This window comes from Rhodoblastus sp. (assembly GCF_019449565.1).
Classification (GTDB): Bacteria; Pseudomonadota; Alphaproteobacteria; order Rhizobiales; family Beijerinckiaceae; genus Rhodoblastus.
In genome coordinates this window covers 24019-44391 of the sequence record NZ_JAGRPM010000049.1, presented here as the reverse complement: position 1 = coordinate 44391, position 20373 = coordinate 24019, and the positions used below count along the sequence as shown (strand labels likewise).

General features: G+C 62.7%; 24 protein-coding genes. 11 read left to right on the top strand and 13 right to left on the bottom strand.

What is annotated here, in order from left to right; all coding sequences use genetic code 11:
* Nucleotides 1–453: 453 nt before the first annotated feature.
* Nucleotides 454–906, bottom strand: a complete 453-nt coding sequence (locus tag QZ409_RS12300) for a GNAT family N-acetyltransferase (protein WP_296711487.1) — start codon at nucleotides 904–906, stop codon at nucleotides 454–456.
* A gap of 11 nt (nucleotides 907–917) precedes the next feature.
* Between QZ409_RS12300 and QZ409_RS12295 the strand changes: the two genes are divergently transcribed.
* Nucleotides 918–1913 carry a polysaccharide deacetylase gene (locus QZ409_RS12295; protein WP_296711482.1) on the top strand — a complete coding sequence of 332 codons (996 nt, stop codon included), beginning with the start codon at nucleotides 918–920 and terminating at the stop codon, nucleotides 1911–1913.
* An 84-nt stretch (nucleotides 1914–1997) separates the two neighbouring features.
* Here the strand turns inward: QZ409_RS12295 and QZ409_RS12290 are convergent, their stop codons facing one another.
* Nucleotides 1998–2438 carry a hypothetical protein gene (locus tag QZ409_RS12290; protein WP_296711478.1) on the bottom strand — a complete coding sequence of 147 codons (441 nt, stop codon included), beginning with the start codon at nucleotides 2436–2438 and terminating at the stop codon, nucleotides 1998–2000.
* On the opposite strand from QZ409_RS12290, the gene QZ409_RS12285 reads away from it, so the two are divergent.
* Entirely contained in the window at nucleotides 2437–3384 is a 948-nt protein-coding gene (locus tag QZ409_RS12285) for a GAF domain-containing protein (RefSeq protein ID WP_296711473.1), read from the top strand. The genes QZ409_RS12290 and QZ409_RS12285 overlap by 2 nt on opposite strands.
* 10 nt (nucleotides 3385–3394) lie before the next feature.
* On the opposite strand, the gene QZ409_RS12280 is transcribed toward QZ409_RS12285, so the two are convergent.
* Together QZ409_RS12280 and QZ409_RS12275 are read right to left on the bottom strand one after the other, a co-directional pair.
* A complete protein-coding gene (locus tag QZ409_RS12280; protein WP_296711470.1) occupies nucleotides 3395–3907 on the bottom strand; it encodes a YchJ family protein in 513 nt (170 codons plus the stop codon).
* 59 nt (nucleotides 3908–3966) lie between these two features.
* Entirely contained in the window at nucleotides 3967–4350 is a 384-nt protein-coding gene (locus QZ409_RS12275; RefSeq protein ID WP_296711469.1) for a hypothetical protein, read from the bottom strand.
* A gap of 167 nt (nucleotides 4351–4517) precedes the next feature.
* Here QZ409_RS12275 and ychF point away from each other — a divergent pair, with 167 nt between their 5' ends.
* Together ychF and QZ409_RS12265 are read left to right on the top strand one after the other, a co-directional pair.
* Nucleotides 4518–5615 carry a redox-regulated ATPase YchF gene (gene ychF / locus QZ409_RS12270; protein ID WP_296711466.1) on the top strand — a complete coding sequence of 366 codons (1098 nt, stop codon included), beginning with the start codon at nucleotides 4518–4520 and terminating at the stop codon, nucleotides 5613–5615.
* 97 nt (nucleotides 5616–5712) lie between these two features.
* Nucleotides 5713–6762: a cation diffusion facilitator family transporter gene (locus QZ409_RS12265; RefSeq protein ID WP_296711463.1), complete on the top strand. Its 1050-nt coding sequence runs from the start codon at nucleotides 5713–5715 to the stop codon at nucleotides 6760–6762.
* 3 nt (nucleotides 6763–6765) lie between these two features.
* On the opposite strand, the gene QZ409_RS12260 is transcribed toward QZ409_RS12265, so the two are convergent.
* From QZ409_RS12260 to QZ409_RS12245, 4 genes are all read right to left on the bottom strand, one after another.
* Complete coding sequence (locus tag QZ409_RS12260) at nucleotides 6766–6954, bottom strand: DUF2892 domain-containing protein (protein WP_296711461.1); 189 nt, start codon at nucleotides 6952–6954, stop codon at nucleotides 6766–6768.
* 66 nt (nucleotides 6955–7020) lie between these two features.
* Nucleotides 7021–7623, bottom strand: coding sequence for a Crp/Fnr family transcriptional regulator (locus QZ409_RS12255; protein ID WP_296711458.1), 603 nt, complete (start codon nucleotides 7621–7623; stop codon nucleotides 7021–7023).
* 74 nt (nucleotides 7624–7697) lie between these two features.
* A complete protein-coding gene (locus QZ409_RS12250; RefSeq protein ID WP_296711455.1) occupies nucleotides 7698–7955 on the bottom strand; it encodes a GDCCVxC domain-containing (seleno)protein in 258 nt (85 codons plus the stop codon).
* A 30-nt stretch (nucleotides 7956–7985) separates the two neighbouring features.
* On the bottom strand, nucleotides 7986–8876 hold the full coding sequence (locus tag QZ409_RS12245) for a LysR family transcriptional regulator (RefSeq protein WP_296711452.1): 891 nt from the start codon (nucleotides 8874–8876) through the stop codon (nucleotides 7986–7988).
* Between the two features lie 156 nt (nucleotides 8877–9032).
* Between QZ409_RS12245 and msrA the strand changes: the two genes are divergently transcribed.
* From msrA to QZ409_RS12230, 3 genes are read left to right on the top strand one after another with little or no spacing between them, the layout of a single operon-like run.
* Entirely contained in the window at nucleotides 9033–9683 is a 651-nt protein-coding gene (gene msrA / locus QZ409_RS12240) for a peptide-methionine (S)-S-oxide reductase MsrA (protein WP_296711449.1), read from the top strand.
* 30 nt (nucleotides 9684–9713) lie between these two features.
* The gene (locus QZ409_RS12235; RefSeq protein WP_296711446.1) at nucleotides 9714–10250 is read left to right on the top strand and encodes a TIGR00645 family protein; all 537 of its coding nucleotides are present in this window, start codon (nucleotides 9714–9716) and stop codon (nucleotides 10248–10250) included.
* Nucleotides 10251–10302: 52 nt separating this feature from the next.
* Complete coding sequence (locus QZ409_RS12230; protein ID WP_296711441.1) at nucleotides 10303–10656, top strand: RidA family protein; 354 nt, start codon at nucleotides 10303–10305, stop codon at nucleotides 10654–10656.
* A gap of 91 nt (nucleotides 10657–10747) precedes the next feature.
* Here QZ409_RS12230 and moeB read toward each other — a convergent pair whose 3' ends face one another.
* Together moeB and QZ409_RS12220 are read right to left on the bottom strand one after the other, a co-directional pair.
* On the bottom strand, nucleotides 10748–11554 hold the full coding sequence (moeB, locus tag QZ409_RS12225; RefSeq protein ID WP_296711438.1) for a molybdopterin-synthase adenylyltransferase MoeB: 807 nt from the start codon (nucleotides 11552–11554) through the stop codon (nucleotides 10748–10750).
* 2 nt (nucleotides 11555–11556) lie between these two features.
* Nucleotides 11557–12153, bottom strand: a complete 597-nt coding sequence (locus QZ409_RS12220) for a 2-hydroxychromene-2-carboxylate isomerase (RefSeq protein WP_296711436.1) — start codon at nucleotides 12151–12153, stop codon at nucleotides 11557–11559.
* A gap of 143 nt (nucleotides 12154–12296) precedes the next feature.
* Between QZ409_RS12220 and QZ409_RS12215 the strand changes: the two genes are divergently transcribed.
* On the top strand, nucleotides 12297–12959 hold the full coding sequence (locus tag QZ409_RS12215; RefSeq protein WP_296711433.1) for a phosphatase PAP2 family protein: 663 nt from the start codon (nucleotides 12297–12299) through the stop codon (nucleotides 12957–12959).
* Between the two features lie 6 nt (nucleotides 12960–12965).
* Nucleotides 12966–14168, top strand: coding sequence for a urate hydroxylase PuuD (locus QZ409_RS12210; protein WP_296711430.1), 1203 nt, complete (start codon nucleotides 12966–12968; stop codon nucleotides 14166–14168).
* Nucleotides 14169–14235: 67 nt separating this feature from the next.
* Here the strand turns inward: QZ409_RS12210 and QZ409_RS12205 are convergent, their stop codons facing one another.
* On the bottom strand, nucleotides 14236–15690 hold the full coding sequence (locus QZ409_RS12205) for a cytochrome C (protein ID WP_296711426.1): 1455 nt from the start codon (nucleotides 15688–15690) through the stop codon (nucleotides 14236–14238).
* Nucleotides 15691–16099: 409 nt separating this feature from the next.
* Between QZ409_RS12205 and QZ409_RS12200 the strand changes: the two genes are divergently transcribed.
* Entirely contained in the window at nucleotides 16100–16375 is a 276-nt protein-coding gene (locus QZ409_RS12200) for a high-potential iron-sulfur protein (protein WP_296711420.1), read from the top strand.
* Nucleotides 16376–16490: 115 nt separating this feature from the next.
* On the opposite strand, the gene QZ409_RS12195 is transcribed toward QZ409_RS12200, so the two are convergent.
* Complete coding sequence (locus QZ409_RS12195; RefSeq protein WP_296711418.1) at nucleotides 16491–17147, bottom strand: glutathione S-transferase family protein; 657 nt, start codon at nucleotides 17145–17147, stop codon at nucleotides 16491–16493.
* A 251-nt stretch (nucleotides 17148–17398) separates the two neighbouring features.
* Here QZ409_RS12195 and phaZ point away from each other — a divergent pair, with 251 nt between their 5' ends.
* Nucleotides 17399–18616 (top strand): polyhydroxyalkanoate depolymerase, encoded by a 1218-nt coding sequence (gene phaZ / locus QZ409_RS12190; protein ID WP_296711498.1) that lies wholly within the window; start codon nucleotides 17399–17401, stop codon nucleotides 18614–18616.
* A 26-nt stretch (nucleotides 18617–18642) separates the two neighbouring features.
* Here phaZ and QZ409_RS12185 read toward each other — a convergent pair whose 3' ends face one another.
* On the bottom strand, nucleotides 18643–20214 hold the full coding sequence (locus QZ409_RS12185) for an acetyl-CoA hydrolase/transferase family protein (RefSeq protein ID WP_296711415.1): 1572 nt from the start codon (nucleotides 20212–20214) through the stop codon (nucleotides 18643–18645).
* Nucleotides 20215–20373 lie beyond the last annotated feature (159 nt).

Genomic DNA, 20373 nt, shown 5'->3' with positions numbered 1-20373 from the left:
GCCCCACCGTCTGGCCGGTACCGCCCGTGGTCTGCACGTCGTCGACCAGCTCAAGGTCCGAACTGGCGGCATAGATGGAGCCGGACGCCATCTGCTCCACATCGTCAAGCGACGCCGCAATCCTCGTCTCGAAAATGGTCGGGTCTGCCATGGCGATTCCTCTCATCAACTTCTGCTGATCGAAAGCGCGCGACAGAGATACTGTCATCGGACCGGGAGCCGCGCCCCGCATGCAAATCTTTGACGATGCATCCCAAACCGCGATCATCTCGCGTTAAGGCATGCCCTCGTGCCTGCCTGATGTTTGGCTTGAACGATCCGCTTGCGATGAGAGGATAATTTTGAATCGCGCCGGGCCGAAATACTCCAATGCGCCGCCGGCTACCGCTTTTGGTTAACGCCAACGACCATCAGGACGAATGCCGCGACCTTCCAGCAGAAGGCCGCTCGGTCTCAATTTCGGAAAATGCAAAGCGCCTTGCTCAAATAAGTCCGCGCCGCGCCGGGCGGGAAGTTCGCGATTTGGCCTGCGACGACAAAGCCATTGGCGCGATAGAAGTCCAGCGCACGCGGGCTGAACGTGTCGAGATAGATCCCGACGCAACCATTTTCGCGCGCAAGGCTTTCCGCCTCCGCGAGCAGGGCGCGGCCCAGACCCTTTCCGCGCCAGTCCGATGCGACGACAAACTGGGCGACATAGAGCCAGCGCCAATGGATCAAGCCATTGATCCCGCCAATCCAGCCGCCCGACGCATCGCGCGCCGCCAGAACGAAGGCGCTTTCCTCGCGCGGGCCGAATTCCGAAGCGACCTCCGCCGCCAGAGCCTCCCGCGTCATTTGGCCGGAATCGGGCGCGGCCTCGCGTCGAATGGAAAAATTCTTGGGTTGCGGCGAATTTTCGGTCATTTGTCTCGGATATGAGAAAAGTTCTCGCTCTGGCTCTCGCACTCTGGCCCCTGACTTTCGCAGGCGCAAGCGCCGCCGATTGCGCCGCACCCTTCGTTGTGGCGGCCCCGCTCGACGGATCGCTGCAGCCGATGAGCCGGGTCGAAAATCTCCAAATCATCTTGCAGAGCTGCCGCCGCGATGGAGGCGAAGAGGTTCTGGCCGCGCGAAGCCTGCGCTTCGGCGGCGAAGAGCTTTTCCTTGCGGTCGATCCCGAAAAGCTCACGACGAGGCTGGAGCGGGCGGCCTGCTGGACCTGCAAGCCGACGACCGCCGAAGCCCAGGCGCACACGCGCTTTATCGCGTCGGTCGACCGCTTCGCGCGGGAGCCCGGCAAGCCGCTCGCTCCCGGCGCGACCTGGCTGGACAACGCCGGTCTCAAGAGCGGACGCGGCGGCGGCGCCTTTCTGACCGGGGATCTCTGCCCCTCGCATCGGCCGCTGGACCGCGCCTTCCTGAAATCGCTGGAGCAGGATGGCCCGGCCACGCCCATCGCGCTCTCCATCACGGGCCGGTGGATGGAGCAGCATGTCGCGGATTTTCTCTGGCTGCGGCGCGAAAAGGCGGAAGGGCGACTGGCGATCAGTTTCGTCAACCATTCCTTCCATCACCCCTATCGTCCCGGCGTTGCGGATGCGCAGAACTTCCTGCTCGTTCCCGGCGTGGACATGACCAGCGAAATTCTGGACGTCGAGCGGCTTCTGATCGCCAATGGCGAGGTCCCGAGCGTCTTTTTCCGCTTTCCGGGCCTGATTTCAGACCGCGCCCTGATGGAGAAGGTCCGTGAGGCGCATTTGGTCCCGCTGGGCGCCGACGCCTGGCTGGCGCTTGGGGCCGCCGCCCGTCCCGGAAGCGTCATCCTCGTCCATCCCAATGGCAATGAGCCGTTCGGGCTCAGCGCCTTTGCGCGCTTGCGTGGAGCTGGCGCGCTGCCGCACCCCTTCCGGCCGCTCCCTGAGGCACCTTAGGGACGGAGCAAAAAAAAGACCCGCTGTTCGCGGGTCTTTAGCAGCGCATTCCCCGGCCAGGCCTTGCCCCCTCCCCGAAGGACATCAGCCGCACACGACGACCTTCCGCTTTTTGCCATTCTTGTCCGTGCTGCGGTCGTCGCGATAGTCACGCGGGTTCAGCGAACATTGGTCGACGCGCGCTCCCGATTCGATCGCGATCGGCGGCGTGCTTTCATATGCCGCCACGATCATTACCGGAGCAGGCTTTTCCCGTGCAACGACCTTCGGCTTCTGCGGCTGCGCGGCTACCGCCGCCAAGCCGGCGCCGAGCGCCAGAACGAGAACGAAACGAAACAGCTGCCGATCCAAACCCCGCATGGCCAAACCCTCCGCACTGGCCTCCTGACTTCGCTTGAACGCGGGGGCGCGGAAAAAGTTCAAAAAAAATTTTGACGTATCTAAAATGCAACGCTTTCTTAATCCTATCCCGGCAAAGCGAATCACGGCCGGCCGCGCGAGACTGCGCGCGAAGGAGCTTTTCATGGCAAATAGCGGCAGTGAGGATTCGCAGGCGACGACGCCAAAGGCCGGGGCGATCCAGCCGCGCGGCTGGGCGATCGTCTGCGACGCCCAGGCGGCGCGTATGGTCGGACATTCCGCCAATCTCGCCGGTCTGCTTCCGCCAGCGAAAGGCGTCTTCATTGGCGCGGCTCTGCGCGACCTCGTCGGTTCGGAAACCTCACACGCCCTGCGCAACGCCCTTTCGCGCGCAAGCGCCGCGCCACGCCCGTCGCTGCTGCCGTTCCGCCCCATCGCGGGCTGCGAGGGCGCCTTTGATTTCTCGGTTCATGGCGCCGGCGAGCAGACGATCATCGAGATCGAACGTTCGGCCCAGCCCGACCTGGACGCACTCGATCGCGCGCGCGCCCTGATCGACCGGCTGTCCCGCTCCGACAGCCTCGACAAGCTGGCTCTGATGGCGGCGCGGCTGGTCTTTTCAGTGTTGCAATGGGACTGCGTCACGATATTGCGCCTCACGCCGGAGGGAGCGGCCCACGCGCTCGCCCAGCACAAGCACCCGGACTGGCCCGACGCGGCGCAATTTGCGGCCCTTTCGGCGGATTTTTCCGCCGAGTCGCGCGATTTTTATCTGGGCGCGCGGCTGCGTTTTCTGTCCGATTGCGGGGCGGCGCCGGTTGATCTGATCGGCGCACCCGCGCCCGATCTCGCCCTGGCCCATTTGCGCGCCGCAACCGCCGACGAAGCCGGCCGCGCCGCAAAAGCGGGCTTCGCCGCGCTTTTGTCCATGCCGATCCGGGTCGAGGGCGCGCTTTGGGGGCTGCTGCTGGCGCATGATCGACAACCCCGCAGCCTGAACATGAACGAGCGCGCGGTGTTCGAATTATTCGGCGATTTCCTGTCGCTATCCGTGCAGTCCGCGCTCTGGCGGCAGGAAGCGGCCCGGACGCGGAGCCCGAGCGCGCTTTAACGGCAAGCCCTCAGGCGGCCGCCCCACAGCACTTCTTGTATTTCTTGCCAGATCCGCAGGGACAGGGATCGTTGCGGCCGGGCTGCGCCCCGAGCACAACCGTCTCGCCCTTCATGGGCAGTTCCTGAGCGAAGCGCCACCGCCCCTCGCCGTCGCGGCGAAACAGCGAGCGCTCCTTATGGGTCAGCTTCTTGCCGTCGCGATTGAAATGGGCGGCGAAGCTCACCACGCCGGTCTGGTCGCTTTCCTGGCCCTGTTCCGTGGCGAGGATGTCGAGGCCCAGCCATTCCGATTTCTTCGCCCAGTCGCTCGTCGCGGCGCGGTCGAAATCCGTGCGCTGGTCGTCCGCAAGCGTATCGAACAGATAATCGACATCGCCTTGGGCGAAGGCGCTGTAGCGCGAACGCATCAGGGCTTCCGCCGTCGGCGGGAATTTCGTCCGGGCGAGATAGGGGCCGCAGCAATCGGCGAAGGCTTGCTTGTCTTGCGACAGGGCGCGGCAGGGGCAGGTTTGTTCGGTCATGGCGCGGGTTTTAGCCGATTTCGCGAGTCATGCAACGACAACGATTATTTCTGCCAAACTCATTTCGCTTTGGCGAATTCCTCGAGCACCAATTCGCCATAAGGCGACGGCTTCGGCGCCGAATCGGCGGCGGCAGGCTGGACAGTGGCGGGCTCCGGTTCGGAAGGCGCCGCAGCGGCGTCGGCCGGACTTTCCTCGGCGGGCGTCTCAGGCTCCGCCTTGTCCGCCGGCTTGTTCTGGGCAGGAATTGGGCCGTGATAGAACCCGAGCTTGGCGGCTTCCGCCTTGTCCACGCAGCTCTTTTTCGACTTCCAGAAAATCTGGCCGCGCGGGCATTGCTCCGCCCCCGCCGGCGAAGCGGCGAGGCCAATGGCGAAGCAGGCGCCCGCCAGCGTCAGGCCGGCGGCGCGTAGCGATAAATGGAAGGCGAAAACCTTTTTCATTCCGTCCTGTCTGCGTGAAACGGCTTTTTCGCAACCTCCCGTGACGGAAATATGGCCAGCGCGCAAGGCCTTATGCACGGCCCGTCCGCACAAGTTGGGCTTGCCTTTTCGCCACGCGGGCCGCATACGGCGCGACAATTCCTCAATTCCAACCGGCGAGCGTTCCCATGGGTTTCAAATGCGGCATTGTCGGCTTGCCCAATGTCGGCAAATCGACCCTTTTCAACGCGCTGACGCAGACGGCGGCGGCCCAGGCGGCCAATTATCCGTTCTGCACCATCGAGCCAAACGTCGGCGACGTCGCCGTGCCGGACCCGCGTCTTGAGATGCTGACCAAGATCGCGGGCTCGAAGGAAATCATCCCTACCCGACTGACCTTTGTGGACATTGCCGGCCTGGTGCGCGGCGCCTCGAAAGGCGAGGGCCTCGGCAACCAGTTCCTGGCCAATATCCGCGAATGCGACGCCATCGCCCATGTCGTGCGCTGCTTCGTCGATGGCGACATCACCCATGTCGACGGCGAGGTCGATCCCATCCGCGACATCGAGACCATTGAGACCGAGCTGATGCTGGCCGATCTCGAATCGCTCGAAAAGCGCATCGTCGCGCTCGAAAAAAAGGCCAAGGGCGGCGACAAGGACGCCAAGGAAATCGTCGATCTGATGAACCGCAGCCTCGTGCTGCTGCGCGAGGGCCAGCCCGCGCGCCTGGCGAAGATCGAGCCGGAAGAGCGCAAGCTGTTCGCCCAGCTCGGGCTGCTGTCGTCCAAGCCGGTGCTTTACGTCTGCAATGTCGAGGAAGCCTCCGCCGACAAGGGCAATGAATTTTCTGAACGGGTGCTGGCCCGCGCCGCCGAGGAAGGCGCCGTGGCCGTGGTGGTCTCGGCGCAGATCGAGAGCGAGATCGCCGTCATGCCCGCCGCTGAGCAAAAGGACTTTCTCGAAGCCGTCGGGTTGGAGGAGCCGGGCCTCAACCGCGTGATTCGCGCGGGCTATGGCCTGTTGCATCTCATCACCTATTTCACCGTCGGCCCCAAGGAGGCCCGCGCCTGGACCATCGAAAAGGGCGTCAAGGCCCCGGCGGCGGCGGGTGTGATCCATACCGATTTCGAAAAGGGCTTCATCCGCGCCGAAACCATCGCCTATGACGATTATGTCGCCTGCAAGGGCGAGGCGGGCGCGCGCGAAGCCGGCAAGTTCCGCCTCGAAGGCAAGGAATATGTCGTCGCCGACGGCGATGTCCTGCATTTCCGCTTCGCCAATTGATCGGCTAAAATCGGGTTCATAACGCCGGACGGTTTATTTCGCCCTTGATCCATCCGGCGCGGCGCGGTCTATCCTTGTCGCGGCAAAGGCGGGAGCGATGAACGGCGAAACAGGCGGCCAAGATCACGTAGATCACGATCACAAGCATCACGGGCATGATCATAAGGATCACGCCCAACATGATCACGCGCCTCACGATCACGGCTCTCACGACCATTCCGGCGGGTGTTCGGGCCATAGCCATAGCCACAGCCACGGCCATGTTCACGCGCCGGCCAGTTTTGGCCTCGCCTTCGCCATCGGCATCGGGCTGAACGTCGCCTTCGTCGTGATCGAAGCCGTCTATGGCTTTCTCAGCAATTCCATGGCCCTGCTCGCCGACGCCGGACACAATCTCTCCGACGTGCTCGGCCTCGCAGTCGCCTGGCTCGCCAGCGAATTGGTGAAACGCACGCCGACGCCGCGCTTCTCCTATGGCCTGCGCAGCTCCTCGATCCTCGCCGCTCTTTTCAACGCGGTGTTCCTGCTCATCACCGTCGGCGCGATTTCGCTGGAGGCGATCCAGCGCCTCGGCGCGCCCGAACCGGTCGCCGGGCGGACGGTGATGATCGTCGCGGCCATTGGCATCGCGATCAACGGCTTCACCGCGTGGCTGTTCGCCTCAGGCGGCAAGACCGACATTAATTTGCGCGGCGCCTTCCTGCACATGGCGGCCGATGCGCTGGTCTCGGCGGGCGTGGTGCTGGTCGGCCTTTTGATCCTGCTCACCGGCTGGCTCTGGCTCGACCCCGTCGTCAGCCTGGCCATCAACGCCGTGATCGTCTGGGGCACATGGGGCCTGCTGCGCGAATCCCTGTCCATGTCCATGGCGGCGGCGCCAACCCATATAGACCCGGACAAGGTTCGCGCCTTTCTCGGCAAGCGCGCAGGCGTCTCCGCCCTGCACGATCTGCACATCTGGCCGATCAGCACCACCGAGATCGCATTAACCTGCCATCTGGTGATGCCCGGCGGCCATCCCGGCGATTCCTTCCTGCACGATCTCGCGGCGGATCTGGCGCGGACATTCAAGATCAATCACGCCACGTTCCAGATCGAGATCCATCCAGAACTCGCCTGCGCGCTCGCGCCGGAAGACGTGGTCTGAGCTTTATTTCCTGTCGCAGCTGTTGAAGCCCAGCAGCGTATAGGCCGGGCAGAAACGCAGGAGTCCGGTGAGCAGCGGGATCAGTCCTACCCAGCCCCACGGGGTCCGCGGGCCGACGAAGACGCAGGCGATGAGGACGAGGCCGACGGCGATGCGCAACATGCGATCGAGGCTTCCAACATTTGGGGTCATGGGGTTCTCCTTTTTTCGAGCCTCCTGAGGCTTAGGAGATCCGGGCCGAAAAGTCGGTGATTTATGTCACCAAGCCAGATCGGCCGAAGCGAGGTCAGCCAGCGCCTTGCGGTCGGCCAGGCCGATCCGCCCGCGCCCGAGCCGCAACAGTCCGGCGCGCTGGAACTCGGCGAGCTGGCGGCTCACCACTTCGCGCGCCGCGCCAATGTCCTCGGCAAGGTCTTGATGGGTCGCGCTCAACTCGCCTTCCCCGTCGGCGCGGGCAAGCAAAGCCGCGGCGAGGCGGGCGTCCACCCGCAGAAAAGCGATGGTCTCGATCAGCCGGGTCATTTCCGCAAGCCGCGCCCCGAAGCGCTCGAAGACAAAACGCGCGAAATCCGGCGATTCGCGCAACAACCGCTCGAACAAGGCCGGCGGGACCCAAACCAATCGCAAATCCGTCTCGGCCGCCCCTTCGGCGGAATAGTCCAGTCCGCCCATCAGGCAGAGCGTGGTCTGGACGCAGGTTTCGCCCCGCGCGACGCGATAGAGCAGCAGGCGGCGGCCATTCGCCGCCGCGACGCTGACTCGGGCGACGCCTTCGAGCAGCAGTACGAAGCCCTGGCATGACGAGCCGGGCGCGAACAGAGTTTTGCCGCGCGGAATGGTCAGCACCGGCAGATGCGCCAACGCTTCTCGCGCCGGCGCCGCGAGGCGGCCGAAGGGCGCGAAGGCGTCAAGCCAGGGGGCTTCGCGTTCGGGCGTCAGTCGCTCGCCTCCTTGTCGATTACGCCTTTGGCCTCGATAGCTGCGCTAAAGCAGCCGTCTGACGAACCGCCCGCCTGGACAGGCGGACAGGGCGTGTCGCCATAGGAACAGAAGACGCAGCAGTCGCCGGGCTTCGGCTTCAGGACGACGCCGCAGGACTTGCACTCGTAAAAAAACTGGCAAGCATCTGTAGGCATGGTTTCGCGCGAGCGGTGGCCGCAGTTTGGGCAGGTCAGTATTGAGGTTGGAATCATGGAGCCTCCGTCGCCGCTCAGTGCCGCCCCTCAGTGCCGCCACATGGGCGCATTGGCGACGAGGAAATCGCGGAAGGCCTGGACGCGCGCCACCGTCTTCATTTCCTCGGGATATGCGAGCCAGCAATCGAAGGTCGGCATTTCCGCGCCGAGATCGAGCCGCGTCAGGGGCGAATTTTCATTCACGACATAATCAGGCAGCACGCCGACGCCCGCACCCTGCTCGATGGCCCCCATCATCGCGAACAGATTATTGATCGAAAGCACCGAATCGCGCGGGTTCTTGGCGTCGCGTCCCAGCGTCAGCAAGAGGTTGAGGTTGCGCAGATAGGGCGCGCCGGTCACGCCGAAGGCGACGATGCGATGGGCGTCGAGGTCGTTCGCGTCGCGCGGAGAGCCGAAGCGTTGTAAATAGGACCGCGAGGCATAGGCCGAATAATGCACCGTGAACAGGCGGCGGCGGATCAGGTCGCCCTGGGTCGGCTCCCACAGCCGCAGTGCAACGTCGGCCTCGCGCATCGAAAGATCCAGCTCGTCGTCGGTGAGAATCACCACGACTTCGATGTCGGGATAAAGCTCGCGGAAATCGGCCAGGCGCGGCGCGAGCCAGGCGGCGCCGATGCCGGTATTGGCTGTGACCTTGAGCAGGCCGTGCGGCTTGTCGCGCGCATCCGACAAGCGCACCCGCGCGCTTTCCAGCTTGCTCAGCACCTCCTGAACGGTGCGAAACAGGATTTCGCCCTGTTCGGTCAGCAACAGCCCGCGCGCATGGCGATGAAACAGCGGCGTCTTGAGATCATATTCCAGCGCAGCGACCTGCCGGCTGACGGCCGACTGGCTCAGGCGCAACGCTTCGCCGGCATGTGTGAATGAGCCAGCCGAGGCGACGGCGTGAAACACCCGCAACTTGTCCCAGTCCATGCCGTCCCCGTTCTCTTGCCCGTTTTCTTGCCACGTTTTTTGCGGCGCATTTTATTGCGGCGCTTATAGCGTTAAAAATTGCGGGAGGCCTCGTCAATTCGCACCTGCATCCCCAAATCTGGAAAAACCCGAATTCTGGCAAAACCTGAGGGCGTCATGTTCTTCACGCGCAAGAAACTGCAACTCCCCACAGCCGCCGAAGCCCTGCCGGGCCGGGCGGAGCCGATCCCGACCGCGGAGAAACATTGCGTCAATGGCCGCGATCTCGCCCCGCCTTTTCCAGAAGGAACGGAGTGCATCCTGTTCGGCATGGGCTGCTTCTGGGGCGCCGAGCGCCGGTTCTGGCAGGCGGGCGAGGGCGTCTATGTCACCGCCGTCGGCTATAGCGGCGGCGCGACGCCCAATCCGACTTATGAGGAGACCTGCTCGGGCCTGACCGGGCATGCGGAAGTGGTTCTGGTCGTCTATGACCCGAAAAAGATCGAACTCTCACGCCTGCTCGCGCTGTTTTGGGAATCGCATGATCCGACCCAGGGCATGCGCCAAGGCAATGATGTCGGCACGCAATATCGATCCGCGATCTATACGACCAGTGAAGAGCAACTGAAGGCGGTGGAAAAATCGAAAGAGCTTTATCAACAGGCTCTTTCCGCTCATGGCCTCGGCGCGATCACCACGGAAATACGCCCGGCAGGCGAATTTTACTTTGCTGAATCCTATCATCAGCAATATCTTGCCAAGAATCCGGCGGGCTATTGCGGCCTCTCCGGCAGCGGCGTCGCATGCCCCGTCGGCGTAGGCCTGTGATCCCTGACAACGGGGCGCGAGAGTTCGCGCATGGGTTTTGGCAAGAGAATTGAACTGATCATCCAGACCGTGCTGTTCGCCAGCCGCTGGCTGCTGGCGCCTTTCTACGTCGCCCTCGCCTTCAGCATGGTCATCCTGATGATCAAGGCCGGGCAGCATGTCGTCCATCTCGCCCATGATTCATTTTCGGCCGACGAATCGACCGTCGTGCTCGACACGCTCGGTCTGATCGATCTGACGCTCACCTGCTCGCTGGTCGTGCTGGTGATTTTTTCCGGCTTCGAAAATTTCGTCTCCCACGTCGCGCCCGATGGCGAGACCAGCCGCCCGGCCTGGCTGACAAAGATCGATTTTGGCGGCCTCAAGCTGAAATTAATGTCCTCGATCGTCGCCATTTCGGCGATCCAGACCTTGCGCGTCTTCATGGACCTGTCCAACACCAGCGACCGGACCTTGGCCTGGAATGTCGGGATCCATCTCTCCTTCGTGCTTTCGGCTGTGTTACTGGCGCTCAGCGACCGCATTTCCGGGCATGGCGCCGCCACTCCCGAGGATAGCGGACACTAGCGCGCGCGTGTATTGAGACGCATCGCAAGAAAGAACGGCGAAAGGACCGATAATGCCTTCTCTGAAAAGACTGAAGCCCGGCAAGCGCATGAGCCAGGCCGTGATCCGCGGCAACGCCGTCTATCTGGCGGGCCAGGTGGCGGAAACAGCGGCCGGCGCCTCGGTCGCCGCACAGACCGCCGAAGTGCTCGCCCAGATCGACGCCCTGCTCGCCGAAGCCGGCACAGACAAGACCAAAATCATGATGGCGACGATCTATCTCGCCGACATTTCGACCTTCGGCGAGATGAACTCGGTCTGGGACACCTGGGTCGTCGAAGGCGCAACGCCGGCCCGCGCCACGGTCGAAGCCAAGCTGGTCGCGCCGGAATATAAGGTTGAAATCGCCGTTGTGGCGACGATTTGACGACAGGCCCGCGTCTCCCTTCTCCCCCATAGGGCGTTCGATAGAACGCCCGTCTATCGACGGGCTATGGCGGGAGAAGGTGGATCGCGGCTTAGCCGCGAGACGGATGAGGGGCGTTGCGGCCGTTAAGCGGATTGTCCTCGTCCCAGCCATAGGACAGCGTTTCGAAGCGCATGGCGGCGAGGTCGAACAGGGCCAGCCGCCCGACCATGGATTGGCCGAAACCGACGATTTCCCGCACCACTTCCAGCGCCATCAGCGCGCCAACCATGCCAGTCAGAGCGCCGAGCACGCCGGCCTCCGCGCAGGTTGGCAGGCTGCCGGGCGGCGGCTTGTGCGGAAACAAGCAGCGATAGGTCGGGTTGGGCACACCGTCCGGCCCGGTTTCGAAGGGCCGCAAGGTGGTCAGCGAGCCGTCGAATTGCCCGACCGCCGCCGTGACCAGCGGCTTCTTCGCGTAAAAACAGGCGTCGGAGACCATATAGCGCGTGTCGAAATTATCCGAACCGTCAGCGACGATATCGCAGCCCTCGATCAGGCCTCGAACGTTGCTCTCCGTCAGCCGCGCCTGGTGGCCGATGACCCGCACATGCGGGTTGAGCCGCCGCAGGGCGTCCGCCGCCGCCTCGACCTTGGGCCGGCCCAGGTCCGCCTCTCCGAAAAGAACCTGACGCTGGAGATTGGAGGCGGAGACGATGTCGTCGTCGACGACATGAATTTCGCCCACGCCGGCCGCTGCGAGATAGAGCAGCAGCGGCGCGCCAAGGCCGCCCGCGCCCACGACGCAGACTTTCGCCGCCTTCAGCTTGCGCTGTCCCGCGCCGCCAATGTCGCGCAGCACGATGTGACGGGCGTAGCGCTCGATCTCCGCGCTCGTCAGCTCCGGCAGAATTGTCATGATCAACCCTTGTGGCGCGCCCAGTCGAGCGCCTGTTCGAACCGGTCGTCGCCCCAGAACAATTCGCCGTCCCGGGCGACGAAGGCGGGCGCGCCGAAAATTCCCGCGCGTTTCGCGGCTTCGGAATTTTCGCGCAAGGCCGTCTTCACGTCCTCCGATCTCGCGCGCGCGAAAATCTCGTCTGCGGGCAGATCCAGAGCGGCGAGACTATCGCGCAGAACCTGTTCGTCGGCAATGTCGCGGCCTTCCTCGAATTCAGCGCGGAAAATGGCGCGGCTGAATGCGGCGCGACTTTGCTCCGGGAGGGCAAGAGCGAGCCGGGCGGCGCGCAGGCTGTTCTGTGGGAACGGGTCGGGCTGGCGCAGGGCCAGGCCGCGAAGAATGCAGAGGCGCTCAATGTCGCGCCACATATAACGCCCCTTGGCCGGATAGAGATTGAACGGCGAAGTCGTCCAGCCCTGCGCCGCAAAGATCGGCCCGAGCAGAAAGGGGCGCCAGTTTAGCCGCACGCCCGCGGCGCCCGCCAGAGCCTCGGCGCGCATCGCCGCGAGATAGGAATAGGTGCTGGCGAATTCGTACCAGAAATCGAGTTCGGGCATGGCCGCCTTCCGTTGCCGCATGGCCCCGAAAAGTGGAAACCGGGTTTTCGGACAAGGCCATGCTCATTCCAAACGTCCGGCGCACTTGAGCCGAGGAAAGGATTCAGTCTAGAGCAGGGGCGGTTGAAAGCTCAAGGACCACCGTGACGCGCAACATCCTGATCGCACTCCTCATCGGCACGGTCTATTGCTTCGCGATCTTCGCGCTCTGGCCCGGGCTTGATCTCGGAGTCGCGTCGCTTTTTTACAAGTCGGGCCAATTCATCGGACGCGGCGAGGCGGGCGAGCATTTTCGTCGCATCTTCTATGACGCGCCTTTTTTCCTGCTCGGCGCGCTGCTGCTCGCGGCGATCGCCAAATGGACCGGCCGGGCCGAGCGCGGGCCGAGCGGGCGCGCCATCGCCTTTCTGCTGGTCACGCTGGCGCTCGGCCCCGGCCTGCTGGTCAATGGCGTGCTGAAGGAAGTTTCGCATCGCCCCCGTCCGGAGCAAACGCAGGATTTCGGCGGCCCGTGGCGCTTCCAGCCCTATGACAGCTTCGCCGGCCAATGCCGCCGCAACTGCTCCTTCGTCTCCGGCGAGGCGGCGACCGCCGCCTGGACGCTCGCCCCCGCCCTGCTGGTTCCGCCGCAGGGGCGGCCCCTCGCCGTCGTGGCGGCGCTGCTGTTCACACTGGCCACCGGCGGGCTGCGGATGGCCTTCGGCGGCCATTATTTCTCCGACGTGACCTTCGCCGCGCTTTTCACCTTTATCATCGTGCTGGGCTTTTATTGCTGGTATCGTCGAGGCGAAAAATTGAAGGATTAGAGGCGCATGGACTTTTTCGCCGTCGCTGTGGACGATGCCGCTTTCCTCCTGCGCTGGGCGCATGTCCTCGCCGCCGTTCTCATGGTCGGCTCCGCCTTCGCCCTCCTGAAGCTCGATTTCGCCATGAAGCCGCGCGCGGAGGATCCGACGCCGCAAAGCCTCCTGCTTCACGCCGGCGCCGGTTTCCGCTTTTTACGCGCGCGCGACGCAGATGCGGCGGAGCGGGCGCTCAGCTTCAAATGGGAGTTTTACGCCACCTGGGCGAGCGGCTTCGCTTTGCTCTGCCTGGTGTTCTGCGCCGCGCCGCGACTCTATCTGATCGATCCGCAGCTCTGGAACGCCTCGCCCTGGGCGGCGGTCGCGGCCGCGCTGATCCCGCTGGCGCTGACCTGGCTGGCCTATGATTGGCTGTGCAAGAAGGGCGGCCTGAGCGGCGACGCCCTGCTCGTCGCGCTCTTTCTGTTTGCCGCCCTGCTCGCCCTCGCGTTGACGCAGGTTTTCTCCGGGCGCGCGGCCTATGTCCTGATCGGCGCCCATCTCGGCACGCTGATGGTCGCCAATATCGCCCATGTCGTCGCGCCCGTGCAGAAAAGGCGGCTCGCCAGCCTGCGCGCCGGACTGCCCGCTGACGAAGCCGACGCCAAGGCCGCAGGCGCCCGCGCTCTGCACAACCAATATCTCGCGCTGCCGACCTTGTTTTTCATGCTGTCAGGCCATGCGCCGCTGCTCTTCGCCGGTCCTCGCAATGGGTTGGCGGCTGTCCTTTTCATCGCCGGGCTCTTCCTGACCCGCCGCCTCTGGCTGAAATTTTCGCGCGGGCTGGGCGTGGACCGGCGCCTCGGCGGCGCCGCGGCGGCCTGTCTCACGCTCGGCTTCTGCCTTTCGGCGCCGGGCGGTCCCAAGGCGGGCGGCGAGGCGCTCAACGCCAGCCAGGCCATTGCGCTGGCGGTACGGCCCGACGCGTCCGAGGCGCAGAAGATCATCGACGGCCATTGCGTCGCCTGCCACGCCGCTCGGCCCCAGGTGGAAGGCCTCGTGACTGCGGCGGGCGGTCTGGACTTCTCGACGCCGGGCTCGATCGCCCTGCATCGCGGCGCCATTTTACGCGCGGCGGTCTATTCGCGCGCCATGCCGCCGCCCGGCATGGCGCCCGCGCTTGGCGATCATGAAAAAAATCTGCTGATCCGCTGGGCGCAAATCGAACACTGAAACGAAAACGACCGCCCGGAGGCGGTCGTTCTCAAAATTGCTGCCGGCTTTCGCCACGCCGACGTCGTCAGAAGGCGGTCCAGGCGTAGACCAGGAAGGTGTTGTTGTCGCTGGCGTTACGGCAGTTCCAGCAACCCATCGGATCGATATTGCTCGCGCCGCCGTCGAATTTGGTGAACATCGTGTAAGACATGCCAAGACGCGTGTTGAACCACGGCCAGATCTGAGGCCCGCCCTTCGAGAAGGGCAGATAGGCGATGTCGAAAATAAAACCAGCCGAGTTGGGCGAGGTGTTCACATTGGAGCCGAAGATGATCGCGTCCGGGCTACCACTGATGTTGAAATAGGTCCCGGTAACAGCATAGGTGTGATCATAGACATATTCGGCCGATAGCTTCAGAGTTTTCAGATAATTATTGGGGTTGGCGCTGTTGCCCTGCGCATAGGTCGAATTCAGGCCCTGGTTTTCATAAATGAAATTGCCGCGCAGAGTGACGGCGTTCTGGTCGCTGATCCATTGATATTGCGCATCAATGCCGGTGTCATAGAAATGATCGACGCCAAAACCCCAAATATTGTTTGGGATAATGCTGGCGCTCATGCCATAGGCGCCGACCATGAGCGAATGATCGCCCCAGTTACGTTCCATTGCGACCCGGTAATAGGGCGCGACGCCGTCGATGGTGAAGCCAAGTTGCGGCGGCGAAACGCCAAGAGAATTCTGGATGCGCGACGACAGCGAGCCATAGCCGCTGATTTCGGCGTAAAACATGTCGTTGACGAAGACATAGCCGCCGGCGCCCAGAACCTGGCTCGGAGTCCAGCTTTCGATCATCGTCGCGGCGACCGGCGAAAGCGCGAAGCTCGACTGGATGAAGGGGTTGCCCCAGACCGGGGTCGTGTTCCAGGGATCCTGAACCGTGGGATTATTGTTGACGGTCAGGCCGTAGAGCACCTCGACGCCGTTCATTTTCACCGTGTCGGCGTAACGGATGTCGGTGTTGTCCAGCGCGAAGGCGCGGCCGTAATCATTGCTATAGGTCGCCTGGACGAAGGCGCCGAGATTGCCCCACACCTTGCCGCCATAGAACACGCTCGATTGCTGGGCGAGATCTGTGAAATTATTGGAGTTGGGGAAGCCGCCGTCGGGATCCGGAACCGCATAGGTCGTGCCGGGCGGCCCATTGAGACCCATGTTGTAATGGGTGAAGGTCGACTGGATCATGAAGGAGACGGCCGGCAAATTCCTGGTGTCGCCGCCTTCGAGCGTGTATCCGCCCAGTTTGAAGCGGCGGCCAAAGGGCGTCAGCTGCGGAAAGGCCGTGTGACAGGCCGAACAGGTCTGGCCGGTCTGGCGCGCGAAGCTCGGCAGCGCGGAGGCCGGATCAATGGCGGCGCCATAGAGGGCGGCGGAAAGCGCGAAGGCGACGCTCGCGGCGCGCCCGAAAAAGGCGCGCGCAAGTAACGCATGGCCACTGGCTTTGCTTCTTCTTGCTTTGAAATAGCTGAATAATTCGGTCATTCTCTCCCCCATCGCCGCACCGCGACATCACACAAGTCGTTGAAAATTTTCTTGCTTCTGCCACGACTCACGTTATTCCTAATTATCACGATATCGTCATGAGATGAGCCGTGCGGATTTGATTCGGATCAATGGCGGCGCATATTTGGCGGCGATGTTGCAAAAATGGCGCAAAATCATAGTAAGAATAGAACGATTCCAAGTATAATGCACCGCATATATTGTTTTGCGGCGCAGCATTGCGCTGATGTTTGAACGATGATTTCTTATTTTCCTCAGAAATTGTTTAGTATTTAACTGCGTCACGATTGACGTGGATCATGACCGCCCGGTCGCGGACCCGCTGCTATGGGCCGTGGGCGGCTGGGATCAGGGCGCGGCCCATTCTGGCCACAATGGAGAAACGACAATGAAAAAAGAAGCCAGCAAGCCCGAAATCCAAATGTCCCGCCGGACCCTGCTTCAGAACGCGGCGCTCGCGGGAGCTGCCGCCGTTCCCGTGATCCTTGCGGGCGCGCGTTCGGCCGGCGCGAAAATGTCGCCGTCCGCCGTCGCCTATCAGGACAGCCCCAAGGGCTCGCAGAAATGCAGCAATTGCAAGCTGTTCGAACCGCCGTCGGCCTGCAAGTCCGTCTCCGGGGTCATTTCCCCCAATGGCTGGTGCAAGATCTGGGTGAAGGCCTGAAGTCAGGGCGGCGACGTCCGCCACCTCCAGACGCGACAAAAGAAAAGAGCGATTTTCCGGGAGGACGGAAAATCGCTCTTTTCATTTACACGACCCGCGAGTGCGGAGCGAACTCTCAGAACTCGACGTCGAGCTCTTCCATTTCATCCGGCTCGACCTTCGCGCCCTCCGCCCATTCGACCATCGGCTCCCAGTTCAGGATATGGTCGCGGTAGGCGGCGCATTCGGAATCGAGCGGCACGTCATAGGTCGAGAAGCGCGAGCAGACCGGGGCGAACATGGCGTCGGCCACGGTCGGGCGTTCGCCGAAGAGGAAGGGGCCGCCATAGCTGGCGAGGCAGTCGCGCCAGATCGTGGTGACGCGCTCGATATCGGGCTTGGCGCCGGACCACACCCGGAAATTCGGGAAATGCGCCTTCATGTTCATCGGCAGGGCCGAGCGCAGATTGCTGAAGCCGGAATGCATCTCGCCGGAGACGGAGCGATTATGCGTGCGCGCCGCGCGGTCGGCCGGCAGGATTTGCGCCTTGGGACAGACTTCCGCGAGATATTCGGCGATCGCCAGCGTGTCCCAGACATTCAGGCCCTTGTGCTCCAGCGCCGGCGTGAGAAACGAGGGGGAAAGCAAAAGAAGTTCCGCGCGGGCGCCGGGATCGTCGATCGACTGACGTTTCTCTTCGAAATCTATTCCCGCAATCTTGCAAAGAAGCCAGCCGCGCAATGACCAGGACGAGTAGTTTTTACTGCTGATCGTCAATACCGCCTTGGCCATTTTTTTCGCTCCCGGTCCGTAGCAAACTAGCCCATTCGCCGGGCTGTTCGCAACGCGCAAATAATAGACATTGTGCCTTGCTTTTGAGCGCAAGTTGCCGAATCACAACCGTTAATTGGCAAATGCGCCGTTTTCTCTTTTGCACTTAGACCTTTAGCAAATTGTATGCGAGCATTGCAAAGGCGTAACAGTTTATGCTTGAAATGAGGGTGGCCTGAGAACGGCCTTTCGAAACGGTGGGTGCGCGCGTAATGCTCTATGAAGCCTATCAAGCCCATTCAGACCTGATGGCGCCTGTAAAGGCATTCGCGAGGTTGGCCCTGGAAGCACTCAACGGCCCGTTCCCGGCCCTTAACGAGAATGCTCTGGTCCGCAATTTTTCCGCCGCCTATGAAATGATCGACCGTGCGGGCCTCACCCATGTGCGCCCGCCCTATGGCTTCAAGACGGCCCTGGTCGGCAATGAGATCGCCAATGTGACCGAAGAGGCGGCGCTGAAAACCCCCTTCGCCACCCTGCTTCATTTCAAGAAAGACATTTCCGCGCAGCAGCCCCGCATTCTGGTGGTCGCGCCCTTGTCCGGCCATTTCGCGACCCTTCTTCGCTCCACCGTGCAGACTTTGCTGCAAGACCATGACGTCTATATCACCGACTGGCACAACGCGCGCGACGTGAGTCTCGCGGACGGCCCGTTCGGGTTTGACGATTACGTCGCCCATGTGATCCAGTTCCTGGAGCATATGGGCCCGGGCTCCCATGTCGTCGCCGTCTGCCAGCCCTGCGTACAGGTGCTCGCCGCCGCCGCGATCATGGGCGAGGATGACAATCCCGCCGCCCCGGCCTCCATGACCCTGATGGCCGGCCCCATCGACACGCGCATCAGCCCGACCAAGGTCAATGAACTGGCCAAGGAAAAGCCGATGTCCTGGTTCGAGAAGAACCTCATCGCGCGCGTTCCGCTGCGCTACAAGGGCGCGGGCCGCCGGGTCTATCCGGGCTTCGTCCAGCTCTCGGCCTTCATGGCGATGAACATGGACCGCCACATGAAGGCGCATGTCGACCTGTTCCACAATCTCGCCGGCGGCGACAAGGAGAAGGCCACCCATACCAAGGCCTTCTACGACGAATATTTCGCCGTGCTGGACCTTTCCGCCGAATTCTATCTCGAAACGGTGCAATGGGTCTTTCAGGAGCACCATCTTCCGCTCGGCACGATGAAGTTCCGCGGCCGCAAGGTCGATCCCAAGGCGATCCGCCATACCGCTTTGCTCACCGTCGAAGGCGAGCGCGACGATATTTGCGCGGTCGGCCAGACCATGGCGGCGCATGATCTCGCCGCCAATCTCAAGCCCTTCCGCAAGAAGCACCATCTGCAGGCGGGCGTCGGCCACTATGGCGTCTTCAGCGGCAAGCGTTGGGAAGGTCAAGTCTATCCCATCCTTCGCAACATGGTCTTGCAGAACGACTGAGTTTTACGCAGACCGGCGGCGCGCTCTCACTTCCACGCGTCGGCCTGGACCACGCTGTCTTCCTTCCAGGCGTCGCGCGCTTCGCGATTGGCCTGCCAGTTGGGCAGGAAGGTGAAAGCCTCGTCGAGAATATGCGGCGTATGCTGGCCCGGCGAATATTTCAGCGCCCGCTCCAGATATTCGTCCAGCGCCGGCTTGAAAGTCGGGTGCGCGCAATTGTCGATCACGAGGCGGGCGCGCTTCTTCGGCGACAGGCCGCGCAGATCGGCCAGCCCCCGTTCCGTCACGATCACCTGAACATCATGTTCGGTATGATCGACATGGGTGACCATGGGCACGATACAGGAAATCGCGCCATTCTTGGCGCTTGACGGCGTCATGAAGATCGACAGCCAGGCGTTGCGGGCGAAATCGCCCGAGCCGCCTATGCCGTTCATGATGCTCGATCCGCGAATATGGGTCGAGTTGACGTTGCCATAGATGTCGGCCTCGATCAGGCCGTTCATGGCGATCAGGCCGAGGCGGCGGATCACTTCCGGATGGTTCGAGATTTCCTGCGGCCGCAGCACGATCTTGTCGCGATAGAGGCCAGCGTCGCGGTTGAATTCCTCCGCCGCGTCGGGGCTGAGCGACAAAGCAGTGGCCGAGGCGAAAGCCATCTTGCCGGAGCGGATGAGATTGAACATGCCGTCCTGCAGCACCTCGGTATATGCCGTGAGATTTTCATACGGCGCGGCCTGCAATTCCTCCATCACGGCATTGGCGACATTGCCCACGCCCGATTGCAGCGGCAGCAGATCCTTTGGCAGGCGCCCCATCTTCACCTCATGGGCGAAGAATTCCAGAATGTGATGGGCGATCGCGCGTGAATTGGCGTCAGGCGGCGTGAAGGCCGAATTGCGGTCCGGCTTGTCAGTCTCGACAATGGCGATGATCTTTTCGGGGTCGCAATGAAGATAAGTCTCTCCGATCCGGTCCGACGGTTTGACGATCGGGATCGGCTTGCGATGCGGCGGCAGTTGCGTGCCGTAATAGACGTCGTGCATCCCCTCGAGCGCGCTGTTCTGCCAGGAATTGACCTCCAGGATCACCTTTTCGGCGCGGTCGAGCCAGGTCTTGTTGTTGCCGACTGAGGAGGACGGGATCAGCATGCCGTCCTCGCGAATGCCTGCGACCTCGACAATGGCGACGTCGAGCTTGCCGAGGAAGCCGCCCCACACGAATTGCGCGACATGGGAAAGATGGATGTCGATATATTCCATCTCGCCGGCGTTGATGCGCTTGCGGCAGGTCGGATCGGACTGATAGGGCAGCCGCAGCTCCATGCCGTCGACCTTGGCCAGGGCGCCGTCGAGTTCAGGCGCGGTCGAGGCGCCGGTCCAGACGCCAATGCGGAAGTTTTCGCCGCGCGCATGGGCCTCGTTCATCCGCTCGGCCAGCGCCAGCGGGACTTCCTTGGGATAGCCGGCGCCGGTGAAGCCGGACATGCCGACATTGCAGCCCTTGGGGATCAGGGCGGCCGCTTCGCGGGCGCTCATCACCCTTGAGCGAAGGGCGGTATTTCGGATGCGATCGGAAATGGGCTCGGAAACGGACATGGCGGTCTCGCACAAAGTTTGGGCAGCGGCTCAGAGAGCTTTGCTCCTGCCTAAGACGTCCAGGGCCCGTTTAGCTATGCGACAATGGAATGATATTTGGATGGAATATGCCTATTTACGCCTCATCAGGCCGGACAAGCCGCCGTAGGCGAAACAGGG